General features: G+C 57.3%; 19 protein-coding genes and 4 tRNA genes. 18 read left to right on the top strand and 5 right to left on the bottom strand.

The window, feature by feature from the left end; genetic code table 11:
* Window positions 1-3 precede the first annotated feature (3 nt).
* On the top strand, window positions 4-3,294 hold the full coding sequence (locus tag ACYQ54_RS01030; RefSeq protein ID WP_460078528.1) for an AsmA-like C-terminal domain-containing protein: 3,291 nt from the start codon (window positions 4-6) through the stop codon (window positions 3,292-3,294).
* Window positions 3,295-3,432: 138 nt separating this feature from the next.
* On the opposite strand, the gene tyrS is transcribed toward ACYQ54_RS01030, so the two are convergent.
* Entirely contained in the window at window positions 3,433-4,686 is a 1,254-nt protein-coding gene (tyrS, locus tag ACYQ54_RS01025) for a tyrosine--tRNA ligase (protein ID WP_460078527.1), read from the bottom strand.
* Between the two features lie 122 nt (window positions 4,687-4,808).
* Window positions 4,809-5,027 (bottom strand): hypothetical protein, encoded by a 219-nt coding sequence (locus tag ACYQ54_RS01020; protein WP_460078526.1) that lies wholly within the window; start codon window positions 5,025-5,027, stop codon window positions 4,809-4,811.
* Window positions 5,028-5,198: 171 nt separating this feature from the next.
* On the opposite strand from ACYQ54_RS01020, the gene ACYQ54_RS01015 reads away from it, so the two are divergent.
* On the top strand, window positions 5,199-5,471 hold the full coding sequence (locus ACYQ54_RS01015; protein WP_460078525.1) for a tyrosyl-tRNA synthetase: 273 nt from the start codon (window positions 5,199-5,201) through the stop codon (window positions 5,469-5,471).
* Between the two features lie 109 nt (window positions 5,472-5,580).
* Window positions 5,581-6,627, top strand: coding sequence for a DmpA family aminopeptidase (locus tag ACYQ54_RS01010; protein WP_460078523.1), 1,047 nt, complete (start codon window positions 5,581-5,583; stop codon window positions 6,625-6,627).
* Between the two features lie 185 nt (window positions 6,628-6,812).
* On the opposite strand, the gene glnA is transcribed toward ACYQ54_RS01010, so the two are convergent.
* Both glnA and ACYQ54_RS01000 read right to left on the bottom strand, forming a co-directional pair.
* Entirely contained in the window at window positions 6,813-8,222 is a 1,410-nt protein-coding gene (gene glnA, locus ACYQ54_RS01005; protein ID WP_460078521.1) for a type I glutamate--ammonia ligase, read from the bottom strand.
* Between the two features lie 127 nt (window positions 8,223-8,349).
* A complete protein-coding gene (locus ACYQ54_RS01000) occupies window positions 8,350-8,688 on the bottom strand; it encodes a P-II family nitrogen regulator (RefSeq protein ID WP_006934743.1) in 339 nt (112 codons plus the stop codon).
* 453 nt (window positions 8,689-9,141) lie between these two features.
* Here ACYQ54_RS01000 and ACYQ54_RS00995 point away from each other — a divergent pair, with 453 nt between their 5' ends.
* From ACYQ54_RS00995 to ACYQ54_RS00945, 11 genes are all read left to right on the top strand, one after another.
* The gene (locus ACYQ54_RS00995; RefSeq protein WP_460078519.1) at window positions 9,142-9,315 is read left to right on the top strand and encodes a DUF1328 family protein; all 174 of its coding nucleotides are present in this window, start codon (window positions 9,142-9,144) and stop codon (window positions 9,313-9,315) included.
* A 72-nt stretch (window positions 9,316-9,387) separates the two neighbouring features.
* Window positions 9,388-10,434, top strand: coding sequence for a sensor histidine kinase (locus ACYQ54_RS00990; protein WP_460078517.1), 1,047 nt, complete (start codon window positions 9,388-9,390; stop codon window positions 10,432-10,434).
* A 234-nt stretch (window positions 10,435-10,668) separates the two neighbouring features.
* Entirely contained in the window at window positions 10,669-12,288 is a 1,620-nt protein-coding gene (locus ACYQ54_RS00985) for a CHASE domain-containing protein (RefSeq protein ID WP_460078514.1), read from the top strand.
* Between the two features lie 70 nt (window positions 12,289-12,358).
* The gene (locus tag ACYQ54_RS00980) at window positions 12,359-13,894 is read left to right on the top strand and encodes an NAD(P)H-hydrate dehydratase (RefSeq protein WP_460078512.1); all 1,536 of its coding nucleotides are present in this window, start codon (window positions 12,359-12,361) and stop codon (window positions 13,892-13,894) included.
* A gap of 91 nt (window positions 13,895-13,985) precedes the next feature.
* Window positions 13,986-14,070 (top strand) — tRNA-Leu (locus ACYQ54_RS00975).
* A gap of 585 nt (window positions 14,071-14,655) precedes the next feature.
* Window positions 14,656-16,005: a trigger factor gene (gene tig, locus ACYQ54_RS00970; RefSeq protein WP_460078509.1), complete on the top strand. Its 1,350-nt coding sequence runs from the start codon at window positions 14,656-14,658 to the stop codon at window positions 16,003-16,005.
* Between the two features lie 252 nt (window positions 16,006-16,257).
* The gene (locus ACYQ54_RS00965; RefSeq protein WP_460078508.1) at window positions 16,258-16,893 is read left to right on the top strand and encodes an ATP-dependent Clp protease proteolytic subunit; all 636 of its coding nucleotides are present in this window, start codon (window positions 16,258-16,260) and stop codon (window positions 16,891-16,893) included.
* A gap of 236 nt (window positions 16,894-17,129) precedes the next feature.
* Complete coding sequence (gene clpX, locus ACYQ54_RS00960) at window positions 17,130-18,395, top strand: ATP-dependent Clp protease ATP-binding subunit ClpX (RefSeq protein ID WP_460078507.1); 1,266 nt, start codon at window positions 17,130-17,132, stop codon at window positions 18,393-18,395.
* 332 nt (window positions 18,396-18,727) lie between these two features.
* On the top strand, window positions 18,728-21,157 hold the full coding sequence (lon, locus tag ACYQ54_RS00955) for an endopeptidase La (protein WP_460078506.1): 2,430 nt from the start codon (window positions 18,728-18,730) through the stop codon (window positions 21,155-21,157).
* Window positions 21,158-21,344: 187 nt separating this feature from the next.
* Complete coding sequence (locus ACYQ54_RS00950; RefSeq protein WP_006934728.1) at window positions 21,345-21,620, top strand: HU family DNA-binding protein; 276 nt, start codon at window positions 21,345-21,347, stop codon at window positions 21,618-21,620.
* Window positions 21,621-21,783: 163 nt separating this feature from the next.
* The gene (locus ACYQ54_RS00945; protein WP_460078503.1) at window positions 21,784-22,440 is read left to right on the top strand and encodes a hypothetical protein; all 657 of its coding nucleotides are present in this window, start codon (window positions 21,784-21,786) and stop codon (window positions 22,438-22,440) included.
* Window positions 22,441-22,442: 2 nt separating this feature from the next.
* Here the strand turns inward: ACYQ54_RS00945 and ACYQ54_RS00940 are convergent, their stop codons facing one another.
* On the bottom strand, window positions 22,443-23,744 hold the full coding sequence (locus ACYQ54_RS00940; RefSeq protein ID WP_460078501.1) for a flavin monoamine oxidase family protein: 1,302 nt from the start codon (window positions 23,742-23,744) through the stop codon (window positions 22,443-22,445).
* A 208-nt stretch (window positions 23,745-23,952) separates the two neighbouring features.
* On the opposite strand from ACYQ54_RS00940, the gene ACYQ54_RS00935 reads away from it, so the two are divergent.
* The 4 genes from ACYQ54_RS00935 (at window position 23,953) to ACYQ54_RS00920 (ending at window position 26,449) form a co-directional block, all read left to right on the top strand.
* Window positions 23,953-24,028, top strand: a tRNA-Val gene (locus tag ACYQ54_RS00935).
* A 268-nt stretch (window positions 24,029-24,296) separates the two neighbouring features.
* Window positions 24,297-25,955, top strand: coding sequence for a Na/Pi cotransporter family protein (locus ACYQ54_RS00930; RefSeq protein ID WP_460078499.1), 1,659 nt, complete (start codon window positions 24,297-24,299; stop codon window positions 25,953-25,955).
* A gap of 285 nt (window positions 25,956-26,240) precedes the next feature.
* A tRNA-Asp gene (locus ACYQ54_RS00925) sits at window positions 26,241-26,317 on the top strand.
* A 55-nt stretch (window positions 26,318-26,372) separates the two neighbouring features.
* Window positions 26,373-26,449: transfer RNA gene (locus tag ACYQ54_RS00920), tRNA-Asp, on the top strand.
* Window positions 26,450-26,451 lie beyond the last annotated feature (2 nt).

Genomic DNA, 26,451 nt, shown 5'->3' with positions numbered 1-26,451 from the left:
GGATTGACGTATTTGCCTAAAACCGGCGGATCTCAGGACACGGCCAAGCTGAAGCCGCAAAAACGCAAACGCTTGCGCTATATTGCAGCCGCCGTTCTGATTGGTCTCGTTGCGGGGCTTATCGTCCTGTTTGCAACCGGGCCAGTGCGTATTCCGCTTCTAGGCAGCCTGCTTGCCTATCAGGGATCACGCGGCCAGGTACAGCTTTCCATCGGCAGCGCCAGTGTCGATTTCACCGCGCCTGACGGCATCAACATACTCATTACCGGTGCCAAGGCGGAAATTGCCGGCGGCTCGCCCGTCAGCATCAGTCTTCCGGAACTGACCGCACCGCTGAACCGGGATGCGCTGCTATCTGGAAAAGTCCATTTTTCGTCGCTCAATCTCACCAAGCCTCACGTTCGGATCGTTCTTGCCGGCGGGCCGGCAAAATTTCCGGAAATGGGACCGCTCATGGAAGCGGTCGACAGGGTCAGTGATGTTGTGGACGACCAGTTCGCCCGCCGCGGACTGAGCTTCGTCAAGATTCGTGATGCCTCTTTCGAATTGGCCGGGTCAATCCCGAGACGCTACAGAGGTATCGATGCGGACATTCTGCGCGACGAAAATCGCTCGATACGTGCCTTTGCCCGTGTGGCAGGCAATGTTTCGACCTGGCGGCTGGAGCTGGCACGCAACGCCCCGCCGGGCGCAGACGCCAAGAGCATCGGTGTTGTGGTCAATGGCATCACCCTTGCCGAACTGCTGGGACCGAGCGCGAAATCGGTGCAGGGCAAGGGTCTTGGTCTGCCGGCCTCTGCCAAGATCGAAAGCCGGCTGACAGGAGACGGCAAATTCGTTTCCGCCAATGCGGTGGCCCGGGTTCGCAATGGCTGGTTTCAGCTAGGCAAAACGCTGGTTGCCTTTGATGACGCCGCGCTTTCGCTTTTGTTCGATGCGAGGCAGGATGCGATTGAAATTACCAAGTCGCATGTCATTCGCGGCAATTCGCGTATCTTCTTCACAGGTTCGGTTGCGCCAGCCGCAGGTGAGACACCCGAGTGGCAGATCAATCTCGATTCGGAATACCCGCAGTTCGGGTCTGCCGATATTCCGGAAGAGCCGCAAATGCTGGACGGGGTCCAGATCCGAGCCCGGTTCGACCCTATCGAAAAGCTGCTGTCTGTCGACCGGTTCACGGCCCGCTCCGGCAAGGCGGTGGTTCATGGTGTCGCCTCGCTGCAGATAACGCCGGAGGGACCTTATCTGGCACTCGCTGCCGACGGCGAACTGATACCGGTTGCCGTCGCAAAGCAGCTTTGGCCGATCACGCTTGTGCCACCGGCACGCCGCTGGATCATCGAACGCTTGAAAGGTGGACTGATCGAGACCGTTTCCTATACAGGTGCGTTCCGCCCGCCCGCATTTGACCCGCGCGACCCGGATCCGGGCTGGTCGGGCAATGACATGCATCTCGACATGACCTTTTCAAATGGCGCGGTAACGCCGGTTGGTGATGTTCCGCAGATCGACGGTCTCGATGGTACGCTTACCATCCAGGACGAGACACTCACTGTTTCCGCGAAAGACGGAATGACGACCGCTTCGAGCGGTGGACCCGTGACGCTGCCCGATGGTGTCTTTACGATCCGGAATCTGCCTCTTCGCGATGGCAAGATGGCAAGCGTGTCGACACGGATGGAGGGAGCCGCTCGCGACCTCGGTGCAATGGTCAACAGCGCACCTTTCCGGGTTCTGGACAGGGCGGATCTCAAGAATGACGGCGTCGAGGGATCGGGCCAGCTCGATATCGACGCGTCGTTCCCGCTTGGAAAGGAAATCGACCTTGCCGACATCGACTGGCGTGCGACCGGCCAACTGAAGAATTTCTCGGACAGCAATCCGATCATGGGGCACACGGTTCGCAAGTCCGACGTCGCGCTTGAGGCGGATAAGGATCAGGTCGCGATAACCGGAAAGGGCATTCTTGACGGGTTGCAGGCCGATATCGACCTCGTGGTGCCTCTGGGCGAATCCGGTGTCGCCGCGCGCCAGGATGTGGTTGTGGCTCTCAACGCACAGCAACTGAAGGACAAGGGCGTCGATCTGACCGCCTTCCTTGATGGCAAAATGACCTTGAGCGTCGCCAAGGTGAGTGACGGGCAGGAATTCGTCATCGATCTGAAGCAGACGGATGTGCGACTACAGGCGCTCGGGTGGCAGAAAGCCAAGGGAGTTCCCGCAACTGCATCCTTCAAGCTGGTGGAGACGGACAAGCAGCGCCGGGTGAAGGACTTCAAGCTCGTGTCTGAAGGGGTCGACGTAACCGGTTCGATGCAATTGTCGCTCGCCGGTGATCTTGTCAGCGCTTCCTTCGATACATTCAAGCTGCGCCCCGGGGACAATGTCGAAGTCGATATCCAGAAGGCTGCGGGCGGTCGCTACGATATAATCTTCGCCGGATCATCATTTGACGGTCGCGGACTTATCAAGAGCATGCGTAGTCCAGGCGGCAGCAAGGGGGCCGGTGATTTCTCGGACGGCGCAAGAATTGCTGCCAATATCGACCGGGTCACCGGGTTCAACAACCAGGCGATCGAGAAGTTCGTCGGCAAGATCGAAACAGGTGCCAAGGGGTTGGTCTCGGCGGATCTGAAAGGGATGGTGAACGGTCGGGCTAACTTCGAATTCACGGTGACGGACCAGGGTGGCACGCAGGCGGCAATTGGTCGTTTCGCAAATACGGGCGCTACGTTGCGCTTCCTCGATCTCTACAAGCGGATGCGCGGTGGCACAGGTGTTCTGAACGTGGCGATGGCCGACGAAAACAGCTGGGTCGGTGATTTCAACGTGCGCTCGCTACGGATTACGGAAGATCCGGCAATCCAACGCATCCGGGAACAGAACCGCGCCAAACGCATTCCGGACGGGCGGGCGGTCAATGCAAGCGAAGCTGCGGACACGGCGAGTTTCGACACGCTCGATATCAATTTTTCGCGGGAAGGGGACCTGCTGACCATCAGCCGGGGGGCGCTTCAGGGCAATGCCCTTGGCGGAACCGTCAGCGGCTCGGTGGACCTGTCCAAGCAGACGCTGAACCTTACCGGCACCTTTGTTCCAATTTACGCGCTCAACAATTTCTTCGCCAAGATCCCGCTGCTGGGATTTGCGCTCGGTGGCAATTCCGGTGAAGGCCTGATCGGTGTGACCTATCGCCTGTCGGGGTCCGTTTCCGATCCGGTGCTTTCGGTCAATCCGATTTCGGCGATAGCGCCCGGCATCTTTCGCAAGATGTTCGAATTTCAGGCGAACTGAGCAAATTGACAGACCAAAGCCAGGCTGATTGGCGGGCCGCGGTTGCCCCGGTTCACTACAGTCGTTCCGGTCAGGCAAAAGAGCAAAAACAAAAAGCCGGGCTGAGCCCGGCTTTCGTCTGTCATTAGCTATCGCCGCTTAGACCGGCTTCAACAGCACGTGTTTTTTCTTGCCCAGCGACAGTTTGACGATGCCGTCTCCGGTAACGTCTGAAAGGGTGATCTGGCGCTTGTCGTCCTGTTCACCCTTGTCGTTGATCTTGACCGCGCCACCCTTGATGTTTCGGCGGACGTCTCCGTTCGAAGCGCAAAGCCCGGCGGTGACGAACGCGGAAAGCACTCCGATACCTGCCTCAAGGTCAGCCTTGGCGATTTCAACGGTCGGCAGACCTTCAGCGGACTGGCCTTCTTCAAAGGCTTTGCGGGCGGTTTCGGCGGCCGCTTCAGCGTTTTGACGGCCGTGAATCAGGGTCGTTGCTTCCGTAGCCAGAATTTTCTTGGCTTCGTTGATTTCAGACCCTTCAAGCGCTGCAAGACGGGCGATTTCATCCATCGGCAGAACTGTGAACAGTTTCAGGAAGCGCTCGACATCGGCGTCTTCCGTGTTGCGCCAGTATTGCCAGTAGTCATAGGCAGAAAGCTGCTCTTCGTTGAGCCACACCGCACCAGCGGCAGTTTTGCCCATTTTCGCGCCTGACGACGTGGTCAGAAGCGGAGAGGTAAGTGCAAAAGCTTCGACTTCGGCCAGGCGGCGGACAAGATCGGTACCGGACAGGATGTTGCCCCACTGGTCTGACCCGCCCATCTGGAGACGGCAGCCGGTGCGCCGATACAGCTCCAGATAGTCGTAGCCCTGCAGCAGCATGTAGTTGAATTCGAGGAAGGACAGATGTTGCTCGCGTTCCAGGCGCAGGCGAACGCTGTCGCGCTGAATCATCTGGTTGACCGAGAAATGCCGGCCGATGTCGCGGAGGAATTCGACATAGTTCAGCTTCAGCAGCCAGTCGGCATTGTCCACCATAATGGCATCAGTCGGGCCGTCGCCGAACGTGAGTAGTTTCTCGAAGACCTTGCGGATGCCGGCCTTGTTGTCCTCGATCACCTCTTCGGTGAGCATCTTGCGGGATTCGTCCTTGCCGGACGGGTCTCCGACACGGGTGGTGCCTCCTCCCATGAGAGCAATCGGGCGGTGACCGGTCTTCTGGAACCAGTGCAGCATCATGATCGGCACGAGCGACCCGGCATGAAGGCTCGGTGCCGTGCAATCGAAACCGATGTAGGCTGTTACGGTTTCTTTTGCGCAAAGCTCATCCAGACCCTTGGGGTCGGAGATCTGATGAATGAAACCGCGTTCTGAAAGAACGTTTAGAAAGTCCGATTTGAACTCGCTCATACTCGCCTGTCCGTCCGTCTTGTGTGCCTTCCGGCATTCCTGCGGTCGTGCTCTAGCGCGTGCCGCAGGACTTGTAAATTGCGCTTGCCGGAAAATCGGGGCACCGGCGCGTATGGCGGTGGTTAGTTGCCGACCTGTCCGTTGGCGCGCGTCTTCACGCAGATGAATTTCAGCTCGCCGCCCTCCCAGGCAAGGCGCATGCCTTCCGAGAGTGTCCGCGGGACGGCTTCACTCAATGCTGCCTGACATTCCGATTCATCCTGGAAAGTGCCTTCATCAGCGACCGCCCAGACATTGGGGCCGCTCAGAAGTTGAATGGAAACGGCCATAATCACCCACATGGAAAACTCCTTCTTTCATATCGGATCGCAAGCGTCCGACGCCTTCCTAACACACTTCGCCGAAAGTGACGTTGCGTGATTACGGTCACAGCCAAACTTGCCGGAGACACCTAAATTCAAGTCATCAGCAGCGCAACGAAAGCCGCTGTTCAACAGTCAAAAGGAGCCGTCATGTTTCGCAAGTTTGCAATTGCCGCCGTCGCAGTCGCCACCATGGCAACCGCTGCAGTTACCATTACCCCGAACGAAGCTCATGCCAAGAACCGTCGTGCTGGAGCGATTGCCGCAGGTGCCATCATCGGCCTTGCTGCCGGTGCGATCATCGCTTCGCAGGCTCAGCCGCGCTACTACCAGCCGATCCGCTGCCAGAACCGTCCGGTAACCCGTTGGAGCCGTTACTACGGCCGCTATGTTGTCGTCGGTTACCAGCGCGTCTGCTACTGATCTCATCCACAGCGTTAGCGAATGGCCTCCTTCGGGAGGTTTTTTCGTCTTGAGATTTGGATGAACCTCCTTTTCAACACGGAACAGTGAAATTTTCATCCGGTGTTCCATGTCCTCCAATCTCACTCAGTCTCCCTCCCGTGCCCATGGCCTCAAATGCGGCACTCTGGAACCTGGGCCTTTGAATGCCATCACGGATGTCGGAGGTGTCTCTGTCGGTCATCGGACTTTAAACGAGGGCGATCTCAGAACCGGGGTCACCGCCATCGTGCCACATCCCGGCAATCTCTTTCGCGAAAAGCTTCCCGCGGCTGTCGAGGTCATCAACGGCTTCGGAAAAAGCGCGGGTCTGATCCAGGTCGACGAACTTGGCACGCTCGAGACTCCGATCCTGCTCACAAATACATTTGGTGTTGGGACCGGCGTGAACGCCCTCATCCGCAGAGCGATTGGAGAAAATCCGGAAATCGGGCGCTCCACGGGTACCGTCAATCCGGTCGTGATGGAGTGCAACGACGGCTACCTGAGTGATATTCAAGCGATGGTCTTGAGCGAAGCAGATGCAGAAGCAGCCTTGACTGCTGCCGGGACCTCCTTCGAACAGGGCAGCGTTGGGGCCGGGACTGGCATGAGCGCGTTTGGCTTCAAGGGCGGTATCGGTACAGCGTCCAGAGTGTTCGACCTCGGGGGGCGCCGACACAAGCTTGCTGCATTGGTGCTTGCCAATTTCGGCCGCCCAGGAGACCTGGTCTTGCCGGACGGGCGCAGACCCCATCCAAAAGACGGTCGCCAGAGCGAAGAACGTGGTTCGGTCATTATTGTTCTGGCAACGGATGTGCCGCTGGAAAGCCGGCAATTGAGGCGGATTGCCCGGCGCGCAGGGGCAGGTCTTGCACGGCTCGGCGCCTATTACGGCAACGGTAGCGGCGATATTGCGCTTGCCTTTTCAATCGCCTGCAGGATCGCTCATTTTGAGGAGGGCGACTTCATCGCTCGCGATATTCTCAGGGAAGACAAAATCGACGTCCTGTTTCAGGCCGCAGCGGAAACCACGCAGGAATCCGTCCTCAACGCGATGATCGCATCGCCTGCCATGCGGGGGAGAGGGCGCAGCAAACGACCGTCTCTGGCCGACTGGTTGTGCGCGCAAGCCTAAGTCGTGTGCGACCTTCTGGTGTGGGGGCGACCCAAAAGGCCATCGGGAACGCATGCCTTATGGTCTGTTGCGAGCCGGCTTCATCCTCTGCGGCATGCGTTTGTTGAACTGTCGATTTGTGTCAGGACACATACAAAAAGGCCGGGCAGATGCCCGGCCTTTCCGTTTGTTTGAACCCGATGGGATCAGACAGAGTAGTACATGTCGAATTCGACCGGGTGCGGGGTCATTTCGAAACGCTCGACTTCTTCCATCTTCAGTTCGATGTAAGCATCAATCTGGTCGTCGTCGAATACACCGCCAGCTTTCAGGAACTCACGGTCCGCATCAACTGCTTCCAGTGCTTCACGCAGGGAGCCGCAAACGGTCGGGATTTCTGCGAGCTCTTCCGCCGGAAGGTCGTAGAGGTTCTTGTCCATTGCGTCGCCCGGGTGGATCTTGTTCTTGATCCCGTCGAGGCCGGCCATCAGCAGAGCGGAGAAGCAGAGGTACGGGTTCGCGGACGGATCCGGGAAGCGGACTTCAACGCGCTTTGCCTTCGGAGAAGCGGTGAACGGAATACGGCAGGAAGCCGAACGGTTACGCGAGGAATAGGCCAGCAGAACCGGTGCTTCGTAGCCCGGAACCAGACGCTTGTAGGAGTTGGTCGACGGGTTGGTGAAAGCGTTCAGTGCCTTGGCGTGCTTCAGGATGCCGCCGATGAAGTACAGGCAGCTTTCCGAAAGATCGGCATACTGGTTGCCGGCAAAGGTCGGCTCGCCGTTGTTCCAGATCGACAGGTGGCAGTGCATGCCGGTGCCGTTGTCGCCGAAAACCGGCTTCGGCATGAAGGTCGAGGTCTTGCCGTAGGCGTGTGCGACCTGGTGCACGACATACTTGTACTTCTGCATGTTGTCGGCGCAACGGGTCAGGTGGTCGAACTTCATGCCAAGTTCGTGCTGGGCAGCAGCCACTTCGTGGTGGTGCTTTTCGGTCGGAACGCCCATTTCAGCCATGACGGACAGCATTTCGGAACGGATGTCCTGTGCGCTGTCGACCGGCGGAACCGGGAAGTAGCCGCCTTTGGTGCGCGGACGGTGGCCAAGGTTGCCGGTTTCGTATTCGGAGCCCATGTTGGACGGCAGCTCGGAGCTGTCGAGCATGAAGCCGGTGTTGTACGGGTCTGCAGTGAAGCGGACGTCGTCGAACATGAAGAATTCAGCTTCCGGACCAACGAAAACGGTGTCGCCGAAGCCGCCGGACTTGACGTATGCTTCTGCCTTCTTCGCGGTCATGCGCGGGTCGCGGTTGTAGCCTTCGCCGGTGACCGGGTCGACGATGTCACAGAAGATCGCCATGGTGGATTGTGCGAAGAACGGGTCGATGTGTGCGGATTCCGGATCGAGGATCAGCATCATGTCGGACTCGTTGATGGCCTTCCAGCCGGCAATGGACGAGCCGTCGAAAGCAACGCCTTCAGCGAACATGTCTTCGTCAACGAGTGCTACGTCCATGGTGACGTGCTGCATTTTACCCTTAGGATCGGTAAAGCGCAGGTCGACGAATTTCACGTCTTTTTCCTGAATCTCCTTAAGGATTTCAGCGGCAGTGGTCATAGTGTCCATCCCTTTAGTTTTTCATGTGAACGGTTGGGTACTGTTCCGGCCCGGCAGAGTGTCTTAAATTTGGCTCCGTTGCGTGGGACCGGAATTCGGATTGCCGGCGGTTGCCGGAATGGGTGGGTCAGATAGCGTCTATGCCGGATTCACCGGTACGGATACGGACTGCTTCTTCGATATTTGAAACAAAGATCTTGCCGTCGCCAATGCGGCCTGTTTGCGCAGCGGATCGGATGGCGTCAACGGCTTTTTCAACCATGTCGTCGCCAAGCACAATTTCCACCTTCACCTTCGGCAGGAAATCCACGACATATTCGGCGCCACGATAGAGTTCCGTGTGCCCCTTCTGCCGGCCGAAACCCTTGGCTTCCGTGACGGTGATGCCCTGGAGACCGACCTCTTGCAGAGCTTCTTTGACCTCGTCCAACTTGAAGGGTTTGATGATCGCCTCGATCTTTTTCATCACCTTGTGTCTCTCTCCACTTTTAAGGCCGGATAAATTCGGCGTGCCCTTTTCCGAACGATCGGGTCAAAACGACCCGGCCGGGCCCGGAAGGGACCGTTGCAAGCTATAAAGCACGATGTGTGCCAATCGGGCATGGCAACCCGGAAATTTTACCCGTGCAGGGAAATCCGCCACTAAAAGCGGCAAATTCCTCCAGCCGGGTGATTGCTATTCACCCGTCACGTTTGTCATATGACCACAAAATAAGCAAAGAGCCTAAAAAATAGGCTGAATTTTAGCGATCGAATGAAGCGGTCCTATGCACTGGTTGCATGAAACTGCACAATCTCCAGTCATTCGGTTGTTCCGGTAAGGCAGTTTCAGTTCTCGGTCCGGTGACCAACTGTTGTCGTGAGCTCTTCTCCGATAGGGAACCTTACGCCGCGTCGTGCGTTCCCGACAAACTGGAAAATGGAGACGGCTATGCTTTTTTATGCTTTGGCTCTGATGGCCATTGCGCTTGTTGCGGGTTTGTTCGGGTTTGTAGGAGTGGCGAGCGCGTCAACTTCGGTTGCCCAAATCCTGGTCGGATTGTTTCTTGCAGTTTTTGTGCTTTCGCTAATCGCCGGCGTGCTACGAAGGTAATTGCAGTCCTGCCGGATCTGCAGGGCGCTAACGTACGTCGCGTCCGTTATTCGAAATGGTGTGAGGATACCCGTGCGCAGGCTCACTTGGCACAATGCCAGCCAGTCTGATGAGCAGCTTCGAGAATATCTTATTCTCGCCTTGCTGCGGTCGCATGCCTGCGTGACATTGCAGGACGATGCGCTCAATTATCTCTATATAGCGAACCTGCCGCGCATGTGGTCAGTGCCTTCAGGCGAGGCTCCGAAAGACGAAACCGTCTTCGGCGCATCCATTGGCAAGCAGCTTGATGAGGCAAAGAAGGTGGTGCTTGCGACTGGTCAGACGATCAAGCTGGAAATTCTGGCGGACGGTGGCCACATCTTCGAAATCCACATAGAAACAATCGCCGGTGTCAGAGATATCCCCCAGGTTCTGACAACGATTGTCGATGTCACGGACAGCCGGAGGCGCGAGCAAGTACTGAGGGACTTGCTGCTCGAGGTCAGTCACCGGTCGAAGAACCTGTTGGCGGTCATTCAAAGCCTCGCAACCCAATCCGCCAGATATTCAGAGTCCATTGAGCAGTTTCTTGGCGAGTTTCAGGGGCGGATCTTTTCCCTGTCCAATTCCCAAGATCTTGTTACGGAATCGGACTGGTTCGGCGTACGCCTGTTCCAACTTGCCCGGTCCCAGATGTCCCTGTTCGATGCAAGGCGTGCGGTTGCCATCTCGACGAGCGGCGAAAACCCGCTGCTGACGCCCAATGCCGCGCTTTATGTCGGCCTGGGTCTGCATGAGCTGATTGCCTCAACCATTGGGGAACGGGTGGCCACGGATATTCGCGGGATATCACTGAGCTGCAAAACGACGCTGGAGCAGGGGCAGGCACATCTGGTTATTGCCTGGAAAGCTGAACGCACTGCTGGGTCTTGTTCAAAAGAGAGTGTCGCCTCAGGCAAGGCCGATACCGCCAGAACCGCTTTTTCGACCCTGCTGCTGGAAACGGTGTTGCCGCAATCCCTGAACGGGGCTGCTGAGTTCAGCGTGTCCAAAGAGGGTATCAGCTACAGCCTGTCGTTTCCGAAAAAAGAATACAACGTTCGACGAGAGACGCCCGAAGACCTGATCCGGGTCTGAGGCTGGTGTTGAATATCTTCCTGCGCCGGAGTAATTCTCCTTCAACTCTGCTTTCGGCAAATCAATTATGGAAAATACGTTCGTTTATACTTCGGTGAATATTGAAATTAACAAATGTTATGATCGTTCAGTGAATAATTCTGTTTGTACTACAAGTGATTTTTGTTGCCTGCCTTTCGAAAACTTTCTAATTCTGTTGCTTCCAGACGCTCTTCCAGGATCAGGCCAGCGGTGATGAAAAGACACATTCCCCTTCTTGTGTTCGTGATAAGTGCTGCGATAGGCCTGTCGCTCACCTATGTCATTCTTGATAGGGAACGGGCAGTTGAGCGGCGCGAGTTCGAGATACTCGCCGAAGAAGCCATTGACCGCATCCGCGGGCGCACCGAACAGAATTTTTCTCTCATTGCGGCAACGCATTCGTTTTTCGAGGCTGACGGCGGGTCGATGTCCCGGCCCAAGTTTCAGAGCTTTGCCTTGGGTCTTTTCCTGAAAGGCCATTTGTCGGGCATGCAGGGAATCGGGTTCGCCAAGCTGATGCAGACCGGCAGCGAAGACAGGGCGAGCCAGGTTCTGCAACAAAACTATGAGCTGGAACGTCAGGTCTGGCCGGCGACCGACCAGGCACATCGTACACCCATCGTGTTGCTTGAGCCGCTTGATCTGCGCAACAAGGCAGCGCTCGGTTTCGACATGTTCAGCGACGAAACCCGCCGCAAGGCCATGCTGGCGTCCGCGGAAAGTTTTTCCGTCAAGGCGTCGGCCCCTGTCATGCTTGTTCAGGAAATCACCGAGGAAAAGCAAACCGGATTTCTGGCCTATCTGCCACTGACGACCGAAGATGAAGCCAGCGGGGAAACGCTGAACGGTGAGGAGCGCATCGAGGGCTTTGTCTATGCCCCGTTCCGTGCCGGCGACCTTCACAAGGCGGCGCTGACGTCACCAACCCCGGTCCCGGTCCTGGTCAACACCACCGATGTCACGGACGAGGAGCCGGAACATCTCTATACTTCGGAAGGTTTCGAAGAGCGGGCCGGCGAGGCGGAAAATTTCGTCACACGGCAGATCGAGGTCGGTGGACGGATGTGGGAAATCTCGGTCATCGAAGCGGCATCAAAGGACAATGCATTTCTTTATTGGCGAACCTTCATGCTCGGTTCGGTGTCGCTGCTCTTTTCCGCCGCTCTTGCGGTTTCGATTCGCTCCCGGTTGCGGGCACGTGAGGCCAATCAGCGGCTGAAGGAAATGTCTGAAAAGACGATCCAGGAAAAGGACCTGATGCTTCAGGAAATGAAGCACCGGATCAAGAATTCGATTGCCCGTATTCTCGCGATTGCGCGTCAGACTGCCGGTGCTTCCGAAAGCCTGGAAGAATTCAACGAGTCCTTCAGCTCGCGCTTGCAGGCAATGGCGAATGCACAGGATCTGTTGACCCGGTCGAGGTGGTCAAAGGCTGATCTCAAGGCGTTGCTTCTGCAGGAACTGGAGCAGGTGTTCGGCGAGGGAGCCATGGGCATCAAACTCGCGGGGCCGTCGGTTCAATTGAGCGAGACCGGAACCCACGCGCTTGGTCTGGTGTTTCACGAGCTGGCGACGAATGCGATGAAATATTCCGACGTCTTCGCCGAAGACGGCCGGTTCGAGGTGGTCTGGAAAGTCCTGCCGGAGAAAAAAGGCAAGCGGCTTGAACTTGACTGGATTGAGGAGACCGGCAAGGCGGTTGAGGCTCCGACAAACTTCGGTTTCGGCAGCAGGCTCATGGAAGCTTTGGTGGCAGGCGAGATGAGTGGCAAGATCGACCGGCAATTCACCGCCAAAGGCGTGGCCATTCGCATTTCCGTCCCCCTTGCATGAGGCAAAAGGCCCGGTTCAAGATCAGGCTCGGTGCTTGCGGGACGGGGATGTGACAATCCAAGAGGTGTAAATGAGCCAGCGCGAGACAATCCTGGATACCGCGTTGTTGACCCCGCAGGAAATGGGAAAAGCCGACAGCCTGACAATAGAAGGCGGCGTGCCGGGTATTGATCTCATGGAGTGCGCGGGCCAGGCGGTGGCGCGCTCTGCAGCGCAAATGACGCCAGCTTCCGGTCGCATTGTGGTTTTGTGCGGCCCCGGCAACAATGGCGGTGATGGATTCATTGCGGCGCGTTGTCTGGCGGCGGCCGGTTATCGTGTCGACGTTCGATTGCTGAAGACGCCGGACGTTCTGACGGGAGATGCGCTTGATGCCTTCCGACGCATGGAGGTTTCCTGGCTGCCTGCTGCTGAAGACGATCAGATCGCAAGCGATTTGATCGCTTCGCTGAAGGGGGCGGATCTGATTGTGGATGCCCTGTTCGGCGCCGGGTTGGACCGTGCGCTCAGCAGAAGTGTCAAAGACCTGGTAAAAGCCGTCAACGAGGCAGGCAAATCTGTTCTTGCGGTGGATCTTCCGTCCGGTGTCCAGGGGGCGAATGGCGTGATTGACGGCGAAGCGATCAACGCGCAAGAGACCGTTACCTTCTTCCGTCAAAAACCCGGACATCTGCTTTATCCCGGACGGCAGGCATGTGGCCGGGTTACCGTCGCCCAGATAGGCATTGATGCGGCCGTGCTCGATCAGATCACACCCGCTGCGTTCGCGAACGATCCGGGTCTCTGGCTTGGCAAATGGCCCCGGTCCGCGCCGACAGGACACAAATATTCGAAAGGCCATGCCGTTGTTTTCGGTGGCCCGGTCACGGCAACCGGAGCTGCGCGACTGTCGGCTGGGGCAGCCTTGAGGGCAGGGGCGGGTCTGGTCACCTTGGCCTCACCTCCAGATGCGCTGATGGTCAACGCGTGCCATCTGACGGCAGTGATGCTGAAGAAGGTGGGACCGGAAGACGGTATCCGGCAACTTTTGTCCGACAGGCGTCTCAATGCAGTTCTGATTGGCCCTGGATACGGTGTTGGAGAGAAGACCTGTTCGGCAGTTGCGGACATCCTGGGCAGTTCAAGGGCGAGTGTTCTTGATGCCGACGCCCTGACAAGTTTCGCTGCCGACCCGGGTTCCTTATTCGATCGGGTCAAGGCGCATCCCGAACCGGTAGTTCTGACGCCGCACGAAGGCGAATTCGCCCGCCTTTTTCCGGATCTTGCTGGTGACAAGCTGATCCGCGCGAGGGACGCGGCTCGGCGGTCCGCTGCGGTGGTGATTCTGAAAGGGCCGGACACTGTCGTTGCAGCGCCCGACGGGCGCGCGGCAATCAACTGCAATGCGCCTCCGTGGCTGGCAACGGCAGGGTCCGGTGATGTGCTGGCGGGAATCGTGGTCGGTCTGCTGGCTCAGGGTGTTCCGGGGTTCGAAGCGGCTGCGATGGCAGTCTGGCTTCATGGTGAAGCCGGCCGGGAGGCCGGGCCAGGGCTGACTGCGGAGGATCTGGAGGCTGCGCTGAAATCCGCGCTTCGCCTGCTTGTGGAGAAATCCGATTTCCGGTGAGGCAGGGCACAGCTTTTTCCTTTGACGGGAAAATCAGCGATGTTATAGAGGCCCCGCTTCAATCGCGGGGTGCCTGAGTACCGCTTGCGATGCGGATGTGGTGAAATTGGTAGACACGCCAGATTTAGGTTCTGGTGCCGCAAGGCGTGGGGGTTCAAGTCCCTCCATCCGCACCATTGTTCTATGAAATTCTGATCTTCTTGCCATGCTGACACCGGTGGTCTGCGGCAGCAGCAGTGTTTCATACTGCCATGTGTTTTTTGCAAAGGCTCTGGCAGGAAGTCGGAATGCGCCTCGCACCGGCTCATCAAATTTTCTCAACTGACCCTTGATAATGCGTTTCCAGACAGATCCGGAGTTCTGGCTGTTGTGTGGCTTCACTATTGGGCGTTGTCTCGCTCAAACGCAGGCGTGGGATGTGCAGGCGTCCGCAGGTGTCCGGCAGCAATTGACGGGGGGCTCAATTCGGCCGTGCGTAGAGGACGGCGGATTTGGTCCCGGGTGTTCGGCAGCGACCAAACCACATGACCAAAAGAGCTGATTTTAGGCGATTTACTCCGGCAAAACCCCGCTCTCCCCTTGACACTTTCGGGCCTACGCAGTATCGCGCTCCCATCGTGCGTCTTGGAGTCTCTTCAAGGCGATGCATGGCCGTTTGAACGCTCCCGGCAAAAGGGGAGTGCAGGCAATGCGGCACACGGGATTTTAAAAACGAAACCTCCGGGGCGGATTGCCGCTCGGGACCGAGGACGACAAAACCCATGCAGGTAACCGAAACCCTCTCCGAGGGCCTCAAGCGTGAGCTGAAAATCGACATCCCGGCTGGTGATCTCGCCGCCAAGCTCGACGATTACATGGCCGACCTGAAATCCAAGGCCAACATCAAGGGCTTCCGCCCGGGCAAGGTACCGCTGGCCCATCTGAAAAAGATGTATGGCCGTCAGGCCATGGCCGAGATCCTGTCGAACACCATCCAGGAAACCACCCAGAAGGCCGTTGAGGAGCGCTCCGAGCGCCCGGCTCTGACCCCGGAAATCGATCTGCCGGAAGAAGATGCCGAGAAGATCATGGCTGGTGACGCTGATCTTTCCTTCAAAATGACCTACGACATTCTGCCGAGCTTCGAGATCGTCGATTTCGCCGGTATCGAAATCGAGCGTCCGGTCGTTGAAATCGCCGAAGAGGAAGTCGACGAGCAGGTTACGCAGATTGCCAAGAACAACGCTCCGTTCGACGCAAAGGACGGCGCAGCGGCAGATGGTGACCGTGTGACCATGTCCTACCTGGGCAAGATCGACGGTGAGCCATTTGAAGGCGGTGCCGACGAAAACGGCATGCTGGTTCTCGGCTCCGGTCAGTTCATCCCGGGCTTCGAAGAGCAGCTGGTTGGCGTGAAGGCCGGTGACGAGAAAGTCATCGAAGTGTCCTTCCCGGAAGACTATCCGGCAGCACATCTTGCCGGCAAGGCCGCGACCTTTGATGTCGTCGTCAAGGAAGTTGCAGCTCCGGGTGAAGCCAAGGTTGACGACGAGTTCGCAAAGAACCTCGGTCTTGAGTCTCTCGACAAGTTGAAGGAAATCGTCCGCGGTCAGATCGAAGGTCAGTTCGGTCAGATGACCCGTCAGCGCGTCAAGCGTCAGCTTCTCGACAAGCTGGACGAGCATTATTCGTTCGATCTGCCGGAAAAACTGCTGAACTCCGAGTTCGATGTTGTCTGGCGTCAGGTCGAAGAAGACATGAAGCGCAACGAGAAGACCTTCGAAGACGAAGACACCACGGAAGAAGAAGCGAAGGCGGAATACCGCAAGATCGCTGAGCGCCGTGTCCGTCTCGGCCTGGTTCTTTCCGAAATCGGTGAGCAGAACAACATTCAGGTGACCGACGAAGAACTGCAGCGTGCTCTTTACGACCGCGTCCGTCAGTTCCCGGGTCAGGAACAGCAGGTGTTCGAATTCTACAAGAATAACCAGCAGGCCCTGGCTTCCCTGCGCGCGCCGATCTACGAAGAGAAGGTCGTCGACTACATGCTGGAACTCGCCAAGGTGACCGACAAGACGGTGACCAAGGAAGAGCTGGAGAAGCTGGTCGCAGAGGAAGAAGACGAGGCTTAAGGCCAACCCGCTTTCGGGTGCCCGCACTCGAAAGCGGCCAAATTGGCTGGTTGGTTTTCCCGTCTATCCCCAGATGTGGCCGCAGATTTAACCTTGCATTCACGCCGCATCTGTCATGACTTTGCGTTGAGGGCGACATCCCATATATACGGGGTGTCGCTTTTTTCGAGTCAGGCCCTGAATCGATGCGCTTCAAGGCCTGTTTCCTGTCCGGAGATTTTCCGGGCAACATCTCAAGCATATGGATGAGGTATGAAGGATCCTGTCGATATCTACATGAACACTCTCGTGCCGATGGTTGTCGAGCAGACCAACCGGGGAGAGCGGGCCTTCGATATCTATTCGCGCCTGCTGAAGGAGCGCATCATCTTCCTGACCGGCCCGGTCGAGGATCACGTGGCAACCCTGGTAAGCGCTCAGCTTCTGTATCTGGAAGCAGAAAACCCGACCAAAGAGATCGCGATCTACATCAATTCGCCGGGAGGTCTCGTGACTTCCGGTCTTGCGATCTATGACACAATGCAGTTCATCCGCCCGGCCGTGTCGACGCTCTGCATCGGCCAGGCCGCCTCCATGGGCTCGCTTCTTCTTGCCGCAGGCGAGAAAGGCATGCGCTATATCCTGCCAAATGCGCGGGTGATGGTGCACCAGCCCTCCGGCGGGTTTCGCGGGCAGGCGGCTGATATCATGCTTCATGCACAGGAAATCCTGGCCATGAAGCGCCGGCTGAATGACATCTACGTGAAGCACACCGGCCGCACTCTCGACCAGGTCGAGGAGGCGCTGGAACGTGACAACTTCATGACCGCTGAAAAAGCAAAGGAATTCGGGATCGTCGACAAGGTGATCACCGACCGCAACACGCTTATCGGCGACGACGAGAAGTGAGGGACTTACCCGGCTTTAATCATGGATTGAATTTCCTGGCCTAAAGCCGGAAAATCCACGGGAGATGCCGGGTTTTCATCTTCGCCTTAAACCTATATTGATTTTTAATGGCGAAGCATGATGACATTACATGGTGAGGTGGCGACTGTGCGCCACTTCAGAACCGGTTCAGTCATAATTCGGCCGCAACCGGAGAGATAAGGGGAAACACTCCCCGTAAACGCGAGGTTGACTACATGACCAAGGCCAGCGGCAGCGATTCCAAGAATACGCTATACTGCTCCTTCTGCGGCAAGAGCCAGCATGAGGTTCGCAAGCTGATCGCCGGCCCGACTGTTTTCATTTGCGATGAATGTGTCGAGCTGTGCATGGATATCATCCGCGAGGAGAACAAATCCTCGCTGGTGAAGTCGCGGGACGGTATCCCGACCCCTCAGGAGATTCGCGACGTTCTGGATGACTATGTCATCGGACAGGGCAGCGCGAAGAAGGTTCTATCGGTCGCCGTTCACAACCATTACAAGCGCCTCAATCACGCATCGAAAAACAACGATGTCGAGCTGGCGAAATCCAACATCCTCCTGGTCGGTCCGACCGGTTGCGGCAAGACCCTGCTTGCGCAGACACTCGCCCGCATTCTGGACGTGCCGTTCACCATGGCAGATGCCACCACGCTGACCGAAGCCGGTTATGTGGGTGAGGACGTTGAAAACATCATCCTGAAGCTTTTGCAGTCCGCCGACTACAATGTCGAGCGTGCGCAGCGTGGCATCGTCTACATCGATGAGGTCGACAAGATCAGCCGCAAGGCCGACAATCCGTCGATCACCCGCGACGTTTCGGGCGAAGGCGTTCAGCAGGCACTTCTGAAGATCATGGAAGGCACGGTCGCTTCCGTGCCGCCGCAGGGTGGCCGCAAGCATCCGCAGCAGGAATTCCTGCAGGTGGACACGACCAACATCCTGTTCATCTGTGGTGGCGCGTTTGCAGGCCTCGACAAGATCATCTCCGATCGCGGCACGCAGACCTCCATCGGTTTCCAGGCCAAGGTCCACGCACCGGAAGACCGCCGCATCGGCGAGCTGTTTGCCGAGCTGGAACCGGAAGATCTGCTCAAGTTCGGTCTTATCCCTGAATTCGTCGGCCGTCTGCCGGTCATCGCGACCCTGGAAGACCTCGATGAGGAAGCCCTGGTTACGATCCTGACAGAGCCCAAGAACGCTCTGGTCAAGCAGTATCAGCGTCTCTTCGAAATGGAACAGGTTGAACTTTCCTTCCACGAGGAAGCCCTCAAGGCGATCGCTCGCCGCGCCATCGAACGCAAGACCGGTGCTCGTGGCCTGCGCTCTATCCTGGAATCCATCCTGCTCGATACCATGTACGAGCTGCCGGGCCTGAAGGGCGTGAAGGAAGTCGTGATCTCTCCGGAAGTCGTGAAGGGCGAGGCTCGCCCGCTCTATATTTACGAAGACCGGGAAGAAACGTCGGCCACCAGCGCCTGAGGCACTGAAGGCTGTTTCCAGTGACTTTGACGAAATGCCGCTCCCTCCGAGCGGCATTTTGTTTTTTGGCGGTCAGGTGCCACGGCCGGGGCGTTTTCCACCGGTGCAACGAGTCGTCAACAGACAAGACCTGTGGGCAGCAACCGATTGCCTTGACACCGGCAGGTCTGGTGTCCACCTAATAGGCCTAAGGACGGCTTATGCGGATTGTCGGCGCGCCCATCAGGGGTGCCGTGATCTGGCCTTCAGGACCTTGAAGTCCGGAGCCGTTTTCCAGTGTTTTGGCTGCCTTTTACCGAGTGGGGCCGGGACACGCTGAGAAAGGAAAAAAAATGAGCGACGCAGAAATTCGCGCCACAGATCAGGACAGCACGTCTGTCTACCCCGTCTTGCCCCTGCGCGACATCGTTGTCTTCCCGCATATGATCGTGCCGCTGTTCGTCGGCCGCGAGAAGTCAATCAAGGCGCTCGAAGAGGTGATGACCACCGACAAGCACATTCTTCTGGCCACACAGATGAATGCGGCTGACGACGACCCCAACCCGGACCAGATCTACAACGTTGGCACGCTGGCAACAGTATTGCAGCTTCTCAAGTTGCCCGACAACACGGTCAAGGTTCTGGTGGAAGGCGGCGCACGTGCACAGATCGGCGAATACACCGACCGTGCCGATTATTTTGAGGCCTCCGCAACGGTTTTGCCGGAGCGTGACGGCGAGAACATTGAAGTTGAAGCGCTTGCGCGCTCGGTTGTGTCCGAGTTCGAGAACTACGTGAAACTGAACAAGAAGGTTTCGCCGGAAGTTCTGGGCGCAATCAATCAGATCGACGATTATTCCAAGCTGGCCGACACGGTTGCTTCCCATCTTGCGATCAAGATTCCGGAAAAGCAGGAAATCCTCGGTGTGGTTTCCGTCGCCGAGCGGCTTGAGCGCGTTCTGGGCATGATGGAGAGCGAGATCTCCGTCCTGCAGGTGGAAAAGCGCATCCGGTCCCGCGTCAAGCGGCAGATGGAGAAGACCCAGCGTGAGTATTATCTGAATGAGCAGATGAAGGCCATTCAGAAGGAACTCGGCGACAGCGAGGACGGCCGCGACGAGATTGCCGAACTCGAAGACAAGATCAAGAAGACCAAGCTGACCAAGGAAGCGCGCGAACGCGCTGCTGCCGAGATCAAGAAGCTGAAGCAGATGAGCCCGATGTCCGCGGAAGCGACCGTCGTGCGAAACTATCTGGATTGGCTGATCGGCATTCCGTGGAACAAGAAGTCCAAGGTCAAGCACGACCTGGCCTTTTCCGAGAAGGTGCTTGATACCGATCACTATGGCCTTGAGAAGGTCAAGGAACGTATTGTTGAGTATCTGGCGGTTCAGAGCCGGGCTAACAAGCTGCGCGGCCCGATCCTCTGCCTCGTCGGACCTCCCGGCGTCGGCAAGACCTCGCTCGGCAAGTCGATTGCCAAGGCCACCGGCCGTGAATTCGTTCGCATGTCGCTTGGCGGTGTGCGTGACGAAGCGGAGATCCGCGGTCACCGCCGGACGTATATCGGCTCGATGCCCGGCAAGGTCATCCAGTCGATGAAGAAGGCCAAGAAATCCAATCCGCTCTTCCTGCTCGATGAAATCGACAAGATGGGCATGGATTTCCGCGGCGATCCGTCTTCTGCTCTTCTTGAAGTGCTGGATCCGGAACAGAACTCGTCCTTCATGGACCACTATCTGGAGGTTGAATACGACCTGTCGGATGTGATGTTCGTGACCACGGCGAACACGCTGAATATTCCGGGCCCGCTGATGGATCGTATGGAAGTGATCCGCATCGCCGGCTACACGGAAGAGGAAAAGGTGGAAATCTGCCGCCGTCACCTGATTCCGAAAGCCGAGAAGGATCACGGCCTGCGCGAAGGCGAGTTCTCCATCGAGGATGAAGCGCTTCACTTCATTGTGCGCCGCTACACCCGTGAAGCCGGTGTGCGTAACCTTGAGCGTGAAATGGCGACCCTGGCCCGTAAAGCGGTCAAGGACATCCTGATGAGCGACAAGGAAAGCATCACGGTAACGAGTGAAGTCGTCGAGAAATATCTCGGTGTGCCGCGCTATCGCTACGGTGAAGCCGAGCTGGAAGACCAGGTCGGTGTCGTGACTGGTCTTGCCTGGACGGAAGTCGGCGGCGAGCTGCTCACCATCGAAGGCGTGATGATGCCCGGCAAGGGCAAGATGACCGTGACTGGCAACCTGAAAGACGTGATGAAGGAATCGATTTCAGCAGCGGCGTCCTACGTCCGTTCGCGTGCGATCGATTACGGTATCGAACCGCCGAACTTCGAGAAGAAGGACATTCACGTCCACGTTCCGGAAGGCGCCACTCCCAAGGATGGCCCGTCCGCAGGTATCGCCATGGCAACGGCCGTGATCTCGACCATGACCGGTATTCCGGTTCGCCGGGATGTCGCCATGACGGGTGAAATCACCCTGCGTGGTCGCATCCTGCCGATTGGCGGTCTGAAGGAAAAATTGCTGGCTGCCCTTCGCGGGGGAATCAAGCTGGTGATGATCCCGGAAGACAATGCCAAGGACCTGGCGGATATCCCGGACTCGGTCAAAAACTCGCTTGAAATCATCCCGGTCTCGGGCATGGAAGAGGTGCTGAAAAACGCGCTAACTCGCTTGCCGGAACCCATCGAATGGGATGAGTCAGCTCATGAAGCTGCAACCAAAGCGCGCGAAAAGGAAGATGACACCTCCGGTGTTCTTGCCCACTGATCGCGACATTGCAGCGCACAAATCGGAAAGCCCCGGGAAAACCGGGGCTTTTCTTTTGAATAATCGGTCAAAATGGCTGTTTTCTGCGAAAAAACCTCTTGCGTTTCAGTTCAAATCAACCGAATTTCGCGCAACGGCGCTGACAGGAATCGTCGGCACTCTGCCGTTTCTTAGAAAGGTATCTGCTATGAATAAGAACGATCTGATCGCAGCTGTTGCAGAAAAGACCGGCCTCACCAAGGCGCAGGCAGGCGAAGCAGTTGACGCAACTTTTGATGCTGTTACGCAAACGCTGAAGAGCGGCGACGAAGTCCGCATCATCGGTTTTGGTAACTTCACTGTTTCCGAACGTGCAGCAACCGAAGGTCGTAACCCGCGGACTGGCGAAACGATTCAGATCCCGGCTTCTAAGACGCCGAAGTTCAAGGCCGGCAAAGGCCTGAAGGACGCCGTAAACGCCTAATAGCGTTTGCTTGCGATTTCTTCGCTGAACCCCGTATCCGGAAACGGATGCGGGGTTTTCTGTTGTCGGCAGGTCAATTTGAAGTTGAGGGCTGTCGATTTGCCCTTAATGCATTATATTCCGACTGTCGTGAGGTGATGCGAATTGCTCGACAGGAGCTCGAATGTCACTGCAAGCCTTGATCCGCAGGCGCCAGCGCGCGCTTTTTGATGCCTGGGTCCGCAACCCTCTTGTTCAGGTCCAGGTGGAACACCCCGAAGCCCTCGGCCGCCTCGTTTTCCTTGATGATTTCGATGATGACGTTGAAACCGGCAAGGCCGGCAGAAGCAGCCTGAAAAATGTTGCTATCGTGCAGAAGCCGGGCAACGCGGATGAAAATGCCAGCGTCTGGGTGAGGGCGGGCTATTCTTCCTACCAGAAAGCCTGGCTGCGTTTCGTCGATCAGGTCTATGGGATCAAGGCGGCACCGTCGGATCTTGCTGGCTACAACATCGACCACCTTCTCAACAAGGCGCGCAGTCCGAACAAGGCTGGCTTCATTCGCATTGAAGCGATCAACGATGCCGTGAATCAGGCCTGGGGCGGATTGTTCGAACGTGCGGCCAGCAACCCGGAATTCAGCGCAAACCAGAACCGCTTTCGCCGCACGATGTCCTGGATAATTGCAGCCAAACTCATGGAGCAACCGCCTCCGAGAGGGCCGAACGACCAGCAGGGGATTGCCCGTCTGGTGCAGTTTTTCAATCAGAACGGACTAGCAGCAGACAATCCGCAACGCGGGCTCACTGACATGCTCCAGTTCGCCTACAGGTTCCAGTAGCTTTACCTAGCGCTTCCGATCACATCGCGCGCGGCGCGTTGGCCGGAAAGCCAGGCGCCGTGGACCGTTGCCGGATAGTCGGAAGCCGTTGCTTCTCCTGCAAAGAATACCCGTCCACTAAGGTCTGCAGCCAGTGTCTTCCTGTTCCCTGGTCCCCCTCCAACGGGCAGGAACGAATATGAGCCTCGAGTCCATGGGTCACGTTGCCAGGCGGAACTTACGCTGGCTGCGGGGGGCGGTATGTCACGACCGAACATGGTCTGAAGTGCTTCAAAGGCAATGCGCCGGCGGTCTTCTTCACTGAGTTTTTCAAGTTCCAGTGCAAAACTTCCGACATTCAGTGCGCACAGAATCGGTTTTCCTGTGACAGGAAACAGATTTGGCCAATAGGCAAAGGTATCGGGAGCGGCGGTTATTCGGCCGAAATTGTGGATGGTTTCGTCCCAGAAGAGTTCCGGGAACGACAGATAGATCTTGTCGAGCAAGCCCATTCCCAGGTCGTTGATGGCGTTGCGCTTGGCAGTTGGAAGAGGCGGTGAGAAGGCGATTCCCTCGGACTTCAGGACGCCGAGCGGCACAGCGCAGATGACAAAATCCGCCTCAAGAACCTTTTCCGCGTATCCGACGCTGACGCCATTTGACGAATAGTCAATCCGATCTACTTCCGTTGCGGTCAGGATGGTCAATCCTTCCGACACACCAAGCGCAATCTTGTCGAATCCCTGTGGGAGCACTGCATCAGGGCCGTCAAACGCAGTTCCTTCTTCAACACCGGCGAGCGAAAGCTCGGTGGCCTCGGCGGCGAATTCCTGTTCCAGCATGATATGCGCCAGAAAGCCGATCTCTGCATCTGTAAGTGCTGTCAGGGAGCGTTGCCGGCGCACCGCTTCCAGGGCACTGGCGACGGACCTGCGGGTGAGGGAACTGTCGTTCTTGTCCGCAAAATCATCCAGGGCGTTCGCGAAAGCCTCGAAACGATCGACTGCTCGTCCACCGTTCCCGGTCAGGTCGAATACTTCTTCGTTGTCATAGTCCCACTGGAACAAAGGCTGCGAGAAGCGCCTTGCAAGCTCGGTGAGGGGATTTGACCGGGTACCGTGGATCCAGCTCGCTCCAAGGTCCGCAGGCGCTCCCAGAGACCTGTCGGTGCGCAGCCGGCCACCAATGCGCCGGCCTGCTTCGAGAATGGTTACGGAAAAGCCGCTCTCGGCAAGTGTTCTTCCGGCTGCAAGGCCCGCTATTCCTGCGCCGACTACGATCACTTTCGGGCTTGCATCAGACTGAGCGAAAACTTGCCTGGTCATAAGCGGCAGGCCGACGAGGCCCGATAAAATCCTCGTCACAAATGACCGGCGGGACGTCAGCATGGATGCGGCTTTCTCTGTCGTTCGGAACAACAGTTTGCCAGCAGTTCCAACCGTCATCCACAGGCTTTGTTGCGGAAACGGAATTCTGACAATTTGCTCTTGCCAAGCAGCAAACGACCCCCTAAAAGGCGTCTCACCTCGTTGAGGGCGATTAGCTCAGTTGGTAGAGCGCTTCGTTTACACCGAAGATGTCGGGAGTTCGAGTCTCTCATCGCCCACCATTTCCCCTAAGAAATCTGCCATTTGGGACCAGGGTGCCGTTGCATCAGGGTGTTTTCTGCCGTTTGGCGCCAACGCGCATGGCAGTGCAGCTTCTCAGCCTCTGAACTTCACGCTTTTACAGTCGATTGCCAGATCCGCTCCCTGCCGGGAATTTGTCGGAGAGCTGATTTCGTTTGCCCTTCGAATGCTGAGTTTTCTTTTTCCTTTTTGTCCGATAAGCTTCAACGGCTAAATAAAAAACATTATTAAAGGTAGTGACTTGGCGCGATGGGAATCCTAGTTTTCATCAAGATGTTCGGGGCTGTCATGCTGCTCCTCTACGCGGTCCGGATGGTTCGAACCGGGTTTGAGAGGGCTGCCGGGCCTTCTCTTCGGCGGGCCATCGGCAAGGCGTCCTCGGGACCGATCGCAGGTGCGATGTCGGGAACGGCTGTTGCGATTCTGCTGCAAAGCGCCACGGCGGTTGCGATCCTGGCGGCCGGATTTGCGACATCAGGCTTCATTTCCACCGCTGCCGGTCTGGCTGTGCTGCTGGGGGCTGATCTCGGTTCCGCGCTTGTCGTGCAATTTCTGGTCTTCGATCTCAGTTGGCTGGTGCCGTTGCTTCTGGGGGGCGGTGCATGGCTGTTTCTCAAGCTTGACGCGCGATCGGCCAAGCAGACCGGGCGCATTCTTCTGGGAATCGCCTTCATTCTGATTGCGCTGCAGATGATCGGCGAGGCCACAACGCCGTTGAAGGAAGCGCGGTTCATGCCGCAATTTGCCGGTTATCTGGCGCAGGATACACCCACGGCGATGGCTGTCGGGGCGCTTCTGGCATTTCTGGTGCACTCCAGCGTCGCGGCTGTCCTGATGATTGCGGCCCTGGTTCAAAAGACCGGCCTGCCGCACGAGGCGGCCATTCCGCTTGTCCTAGGGGCAAACATAGGCGCAGGCATTGTCGCGCTGTGGTTGACGCGGGGCATGGATCGCAAAGCCAAACTTCTGCCGCTTGGAAACTTCGTCTTTAGGTCAACAGGGGCGGTGCTGGTCATGCTGGCGCTGAAGATCCACGATTTGCCTTTGGACGTGCTCAGTACAGACCCGGCCCAGCAGATCGTTGCTGTTCATGTGCTCTTCAATCTCTCGCTGGTTGTTGCCTGCCTTCCCCTGACAAAGCCGGTTGCCTGGCTTGTCGAGCGGCTGGTGCCGGACAGGCAGGAAGAAGAGGAGAGGGACCGCCTGACACCGCAAAGCGCCCTCGATAAGCAACTGGTCGGCAATCCAAGGCTGGCCCTTGCGAGTGCCACACGCGAGCTTCTGCGCATGGGGGAACTGGTCGAGGTGATGGCAAGACCGGTGCTCATGATGCTGGAGAAAGGTAGCGAACCGGAAATCAGGCGGCTGCAGCAGCTTGATGCGCAAGTCAACGCGATCCATTCCTCCGTGAAACTTTACATCGCGGAGGTAAACCGGGGCGAACTGACCGGCGAGCAGGCGGAGCGAAGCATGGAACTGGTCGGATTCGCGGTCAATCTGGAGCGGGCCGGAGACCTTGTCGCGAAGAACCTGCTCGAACTTGCCCTTGAACTGCAGAAAAACAAGATCAGCTTTTCGCAGGAGGGACTGAGAGAGCTGACATGGATGCATGATCGTGTTCTGGCAAACATGGAACTGGCGCTCAACGTTCTGGTTTCGGCCGATGTCGCCTCGGCGCGGGAGCTGATTGCGGAAAAGGACAAGATGCGCAGTCTCGAGCGGGAGAGTCACAACCGTCACCTGGAGCGATTGAAGTCGAAATCCATCCAGAGCATGGAATCGAGCAATGCCCATCTGGAGGTGATGCGCAGCCTGAAGGAAATCAATTCCCTGTTCGCTGCCGCTGCCGTTCCAATTCTTGCCAAGGAAGGCCTGCTGCGCGACACGCGTCTGGTGCCGGCGGAATAAGTTGCAGCCAAGCCGACAGAATCTGCGCGGCCATGAGTGATTTTATGAGCTGGCGAAAGTCATTTAGGCGAAGCCTGCCCGAAACCGGCACGTTTCAACGCCGATAATTCCGTTACGAAACAGGAAGTTATCCACATTGAATGGCAAAGCGGGCTTGGGGAAAACCCGCGTTTGGGCGCTGCTTTGTCAAAAAACGGCAATTCGGACCGAATAGGGTGCTTGACTTCCAAAACCAGCCGCCGTACATCAGCGCCACTTCAGGGCGACAACACGTTGCCTGACGAAGCGGGTGTAGCTCAGTTGGTTAGAGTGCCGGCCTGTCACGCCGGAGGTCGCGGGTTCGAGCCCCGTCACTCGCGCCACTTCCCAAAGAAGTACTTCGGTATGTTCGGGAAATGGTGCAGATACCGTGAATGTGCGGGTGTAGCTCAGTTGGTTAGAGTGCCGGCCTGTCACGCCGGAGGTCGCGGGTTCGAGCCCCGTCACTCGCGCCACT

It is taken from the genome of Roseibium sp. LAB1, assembly GCF_054658235.1.
The sequence above is the reverse complement of the archived record's forward strand: the minus strand, read 5'-3'. Positions and strand labels throughout refer to the sequence as shown.

Bases quoted from the DNA above. Each gene is read 5' to 3' on its own strand.
- ACYQ54_RS00930 (WP_460078499.1), top strand. From the start codon at position 24,297: ATGGGAATCCTAGTTTTCATCAAGATGTTCGGGGCTGTCATGCTGCTC.
- ACYQ54_RS00985 (WP_460078514.1), top strand. From the start codon at position 10,669: ATGAAAAGACACATTCCCCTTCTTGTGTTCGTGATAAGTGCTGCGATA.
- lon (WP_460078506.1), top strand. From the start codon at position 18,728: ATGAGCGACGCAGAAATTCGCGCCACAGATCAGGACAGCACGTCTGTC.
- ACYQ54_RS01010 (WP_460078523.1), top strand. From the start codon at position 5,581: ATGTCCTCCAATCTCACTCAGTCTCCCTCCCGTGCCCATGGCCTCAAA.
- ACYQ54_RS00980 (WP_460078512.1), top strand. From the start codon at position 12,359: ATGAGCCAGCGCGAGACAATCCTGGATACCGCGTTGTTGACCCCGCAG.
- ACYQ54_RS00945 (WP_460078503.1), top strand. From the start codon at position 21,784: ATGTCACTGCAAGCCTTGATCCGCAGGCGCCAGCGCGCGCTTTTTGAT.
- ACYQ54_RS01000 (WP_006934743.1), bottom strand. From the start codon at position 8,688: ATGAAAAAGATCGAGGCGATCATCAAACCCTTCAAGTTGGACGAGGTC.
- ACYQ54_RS00940 (WP_460078501.1), bottom strand. From the start codon at position 23,744: ATGACCAGGCAAGTTTTCGCTCAGTCTGATGCAAGCCCGAAAGTGATC.
- ACYQ54_RS01015 (WP_460078525.1), top strand. From the start codon at position 5,199: ATGTTTCGCAAGTTTGCAATTGCCGCCGTCGCAGTCGCCACCATGGCA.
- ACYQ54_RS00995 (WP_460078519.1), top strand. From the start codon at position 9,142: ATGGAGACGGCTATGCTTTTTTATGCTTTGGCTCTGATGGCCATTGCG.
- glnA (WP_460078521.1), bottom strand. From the start codon at position 8,222: ATGACCACTGCCGCTGAAATCCTTAAGGAGATTCAGGAAAAAGACGTG.
- ACYQ54_RS00965 (WP_460078508.1), top strand. From the start codon at position 16,258: ATGAAGGATCCTGTCGATATCTACATGAACACTCTCGTGCCGATGGTT.
- ACYQ54_RS00950 (WP_006934728.1), top strand. From the start codon at position 21,345: ATGAATAAGAACGATCTGATCGCAGCTGTTGCAGAAAAGACCGGCCTC.
- tig (WP_460078509.1), top strand. From the start codon at position 14,656: ATGCAGGTAACCGAAACCCTCTCCGAGGGCCTCAAGCGTGAGCTGAAA.
- ACYQ54_RS01020 (WP_460078526.1), bottom strand. From the start codon at position 5,027: ATGTGGGTGATTATGGCCGTTTCCATTCAACTTCTGAGCGGCCCCAAT.
- clpX (WP_460078507.1), top strand. From the start codon at position 17,130: ATGACCAAGGCCAGCGGCAGCGATTCCAAGAATACGCTATACTGCTCC.
- tyrS (WP_460078527.1), bottom strand. From the start codon at position 4,686: ATGAGCGAGTTCAAATCGGACTTTCTAAACGTTCTTTCAGAACGCGGT.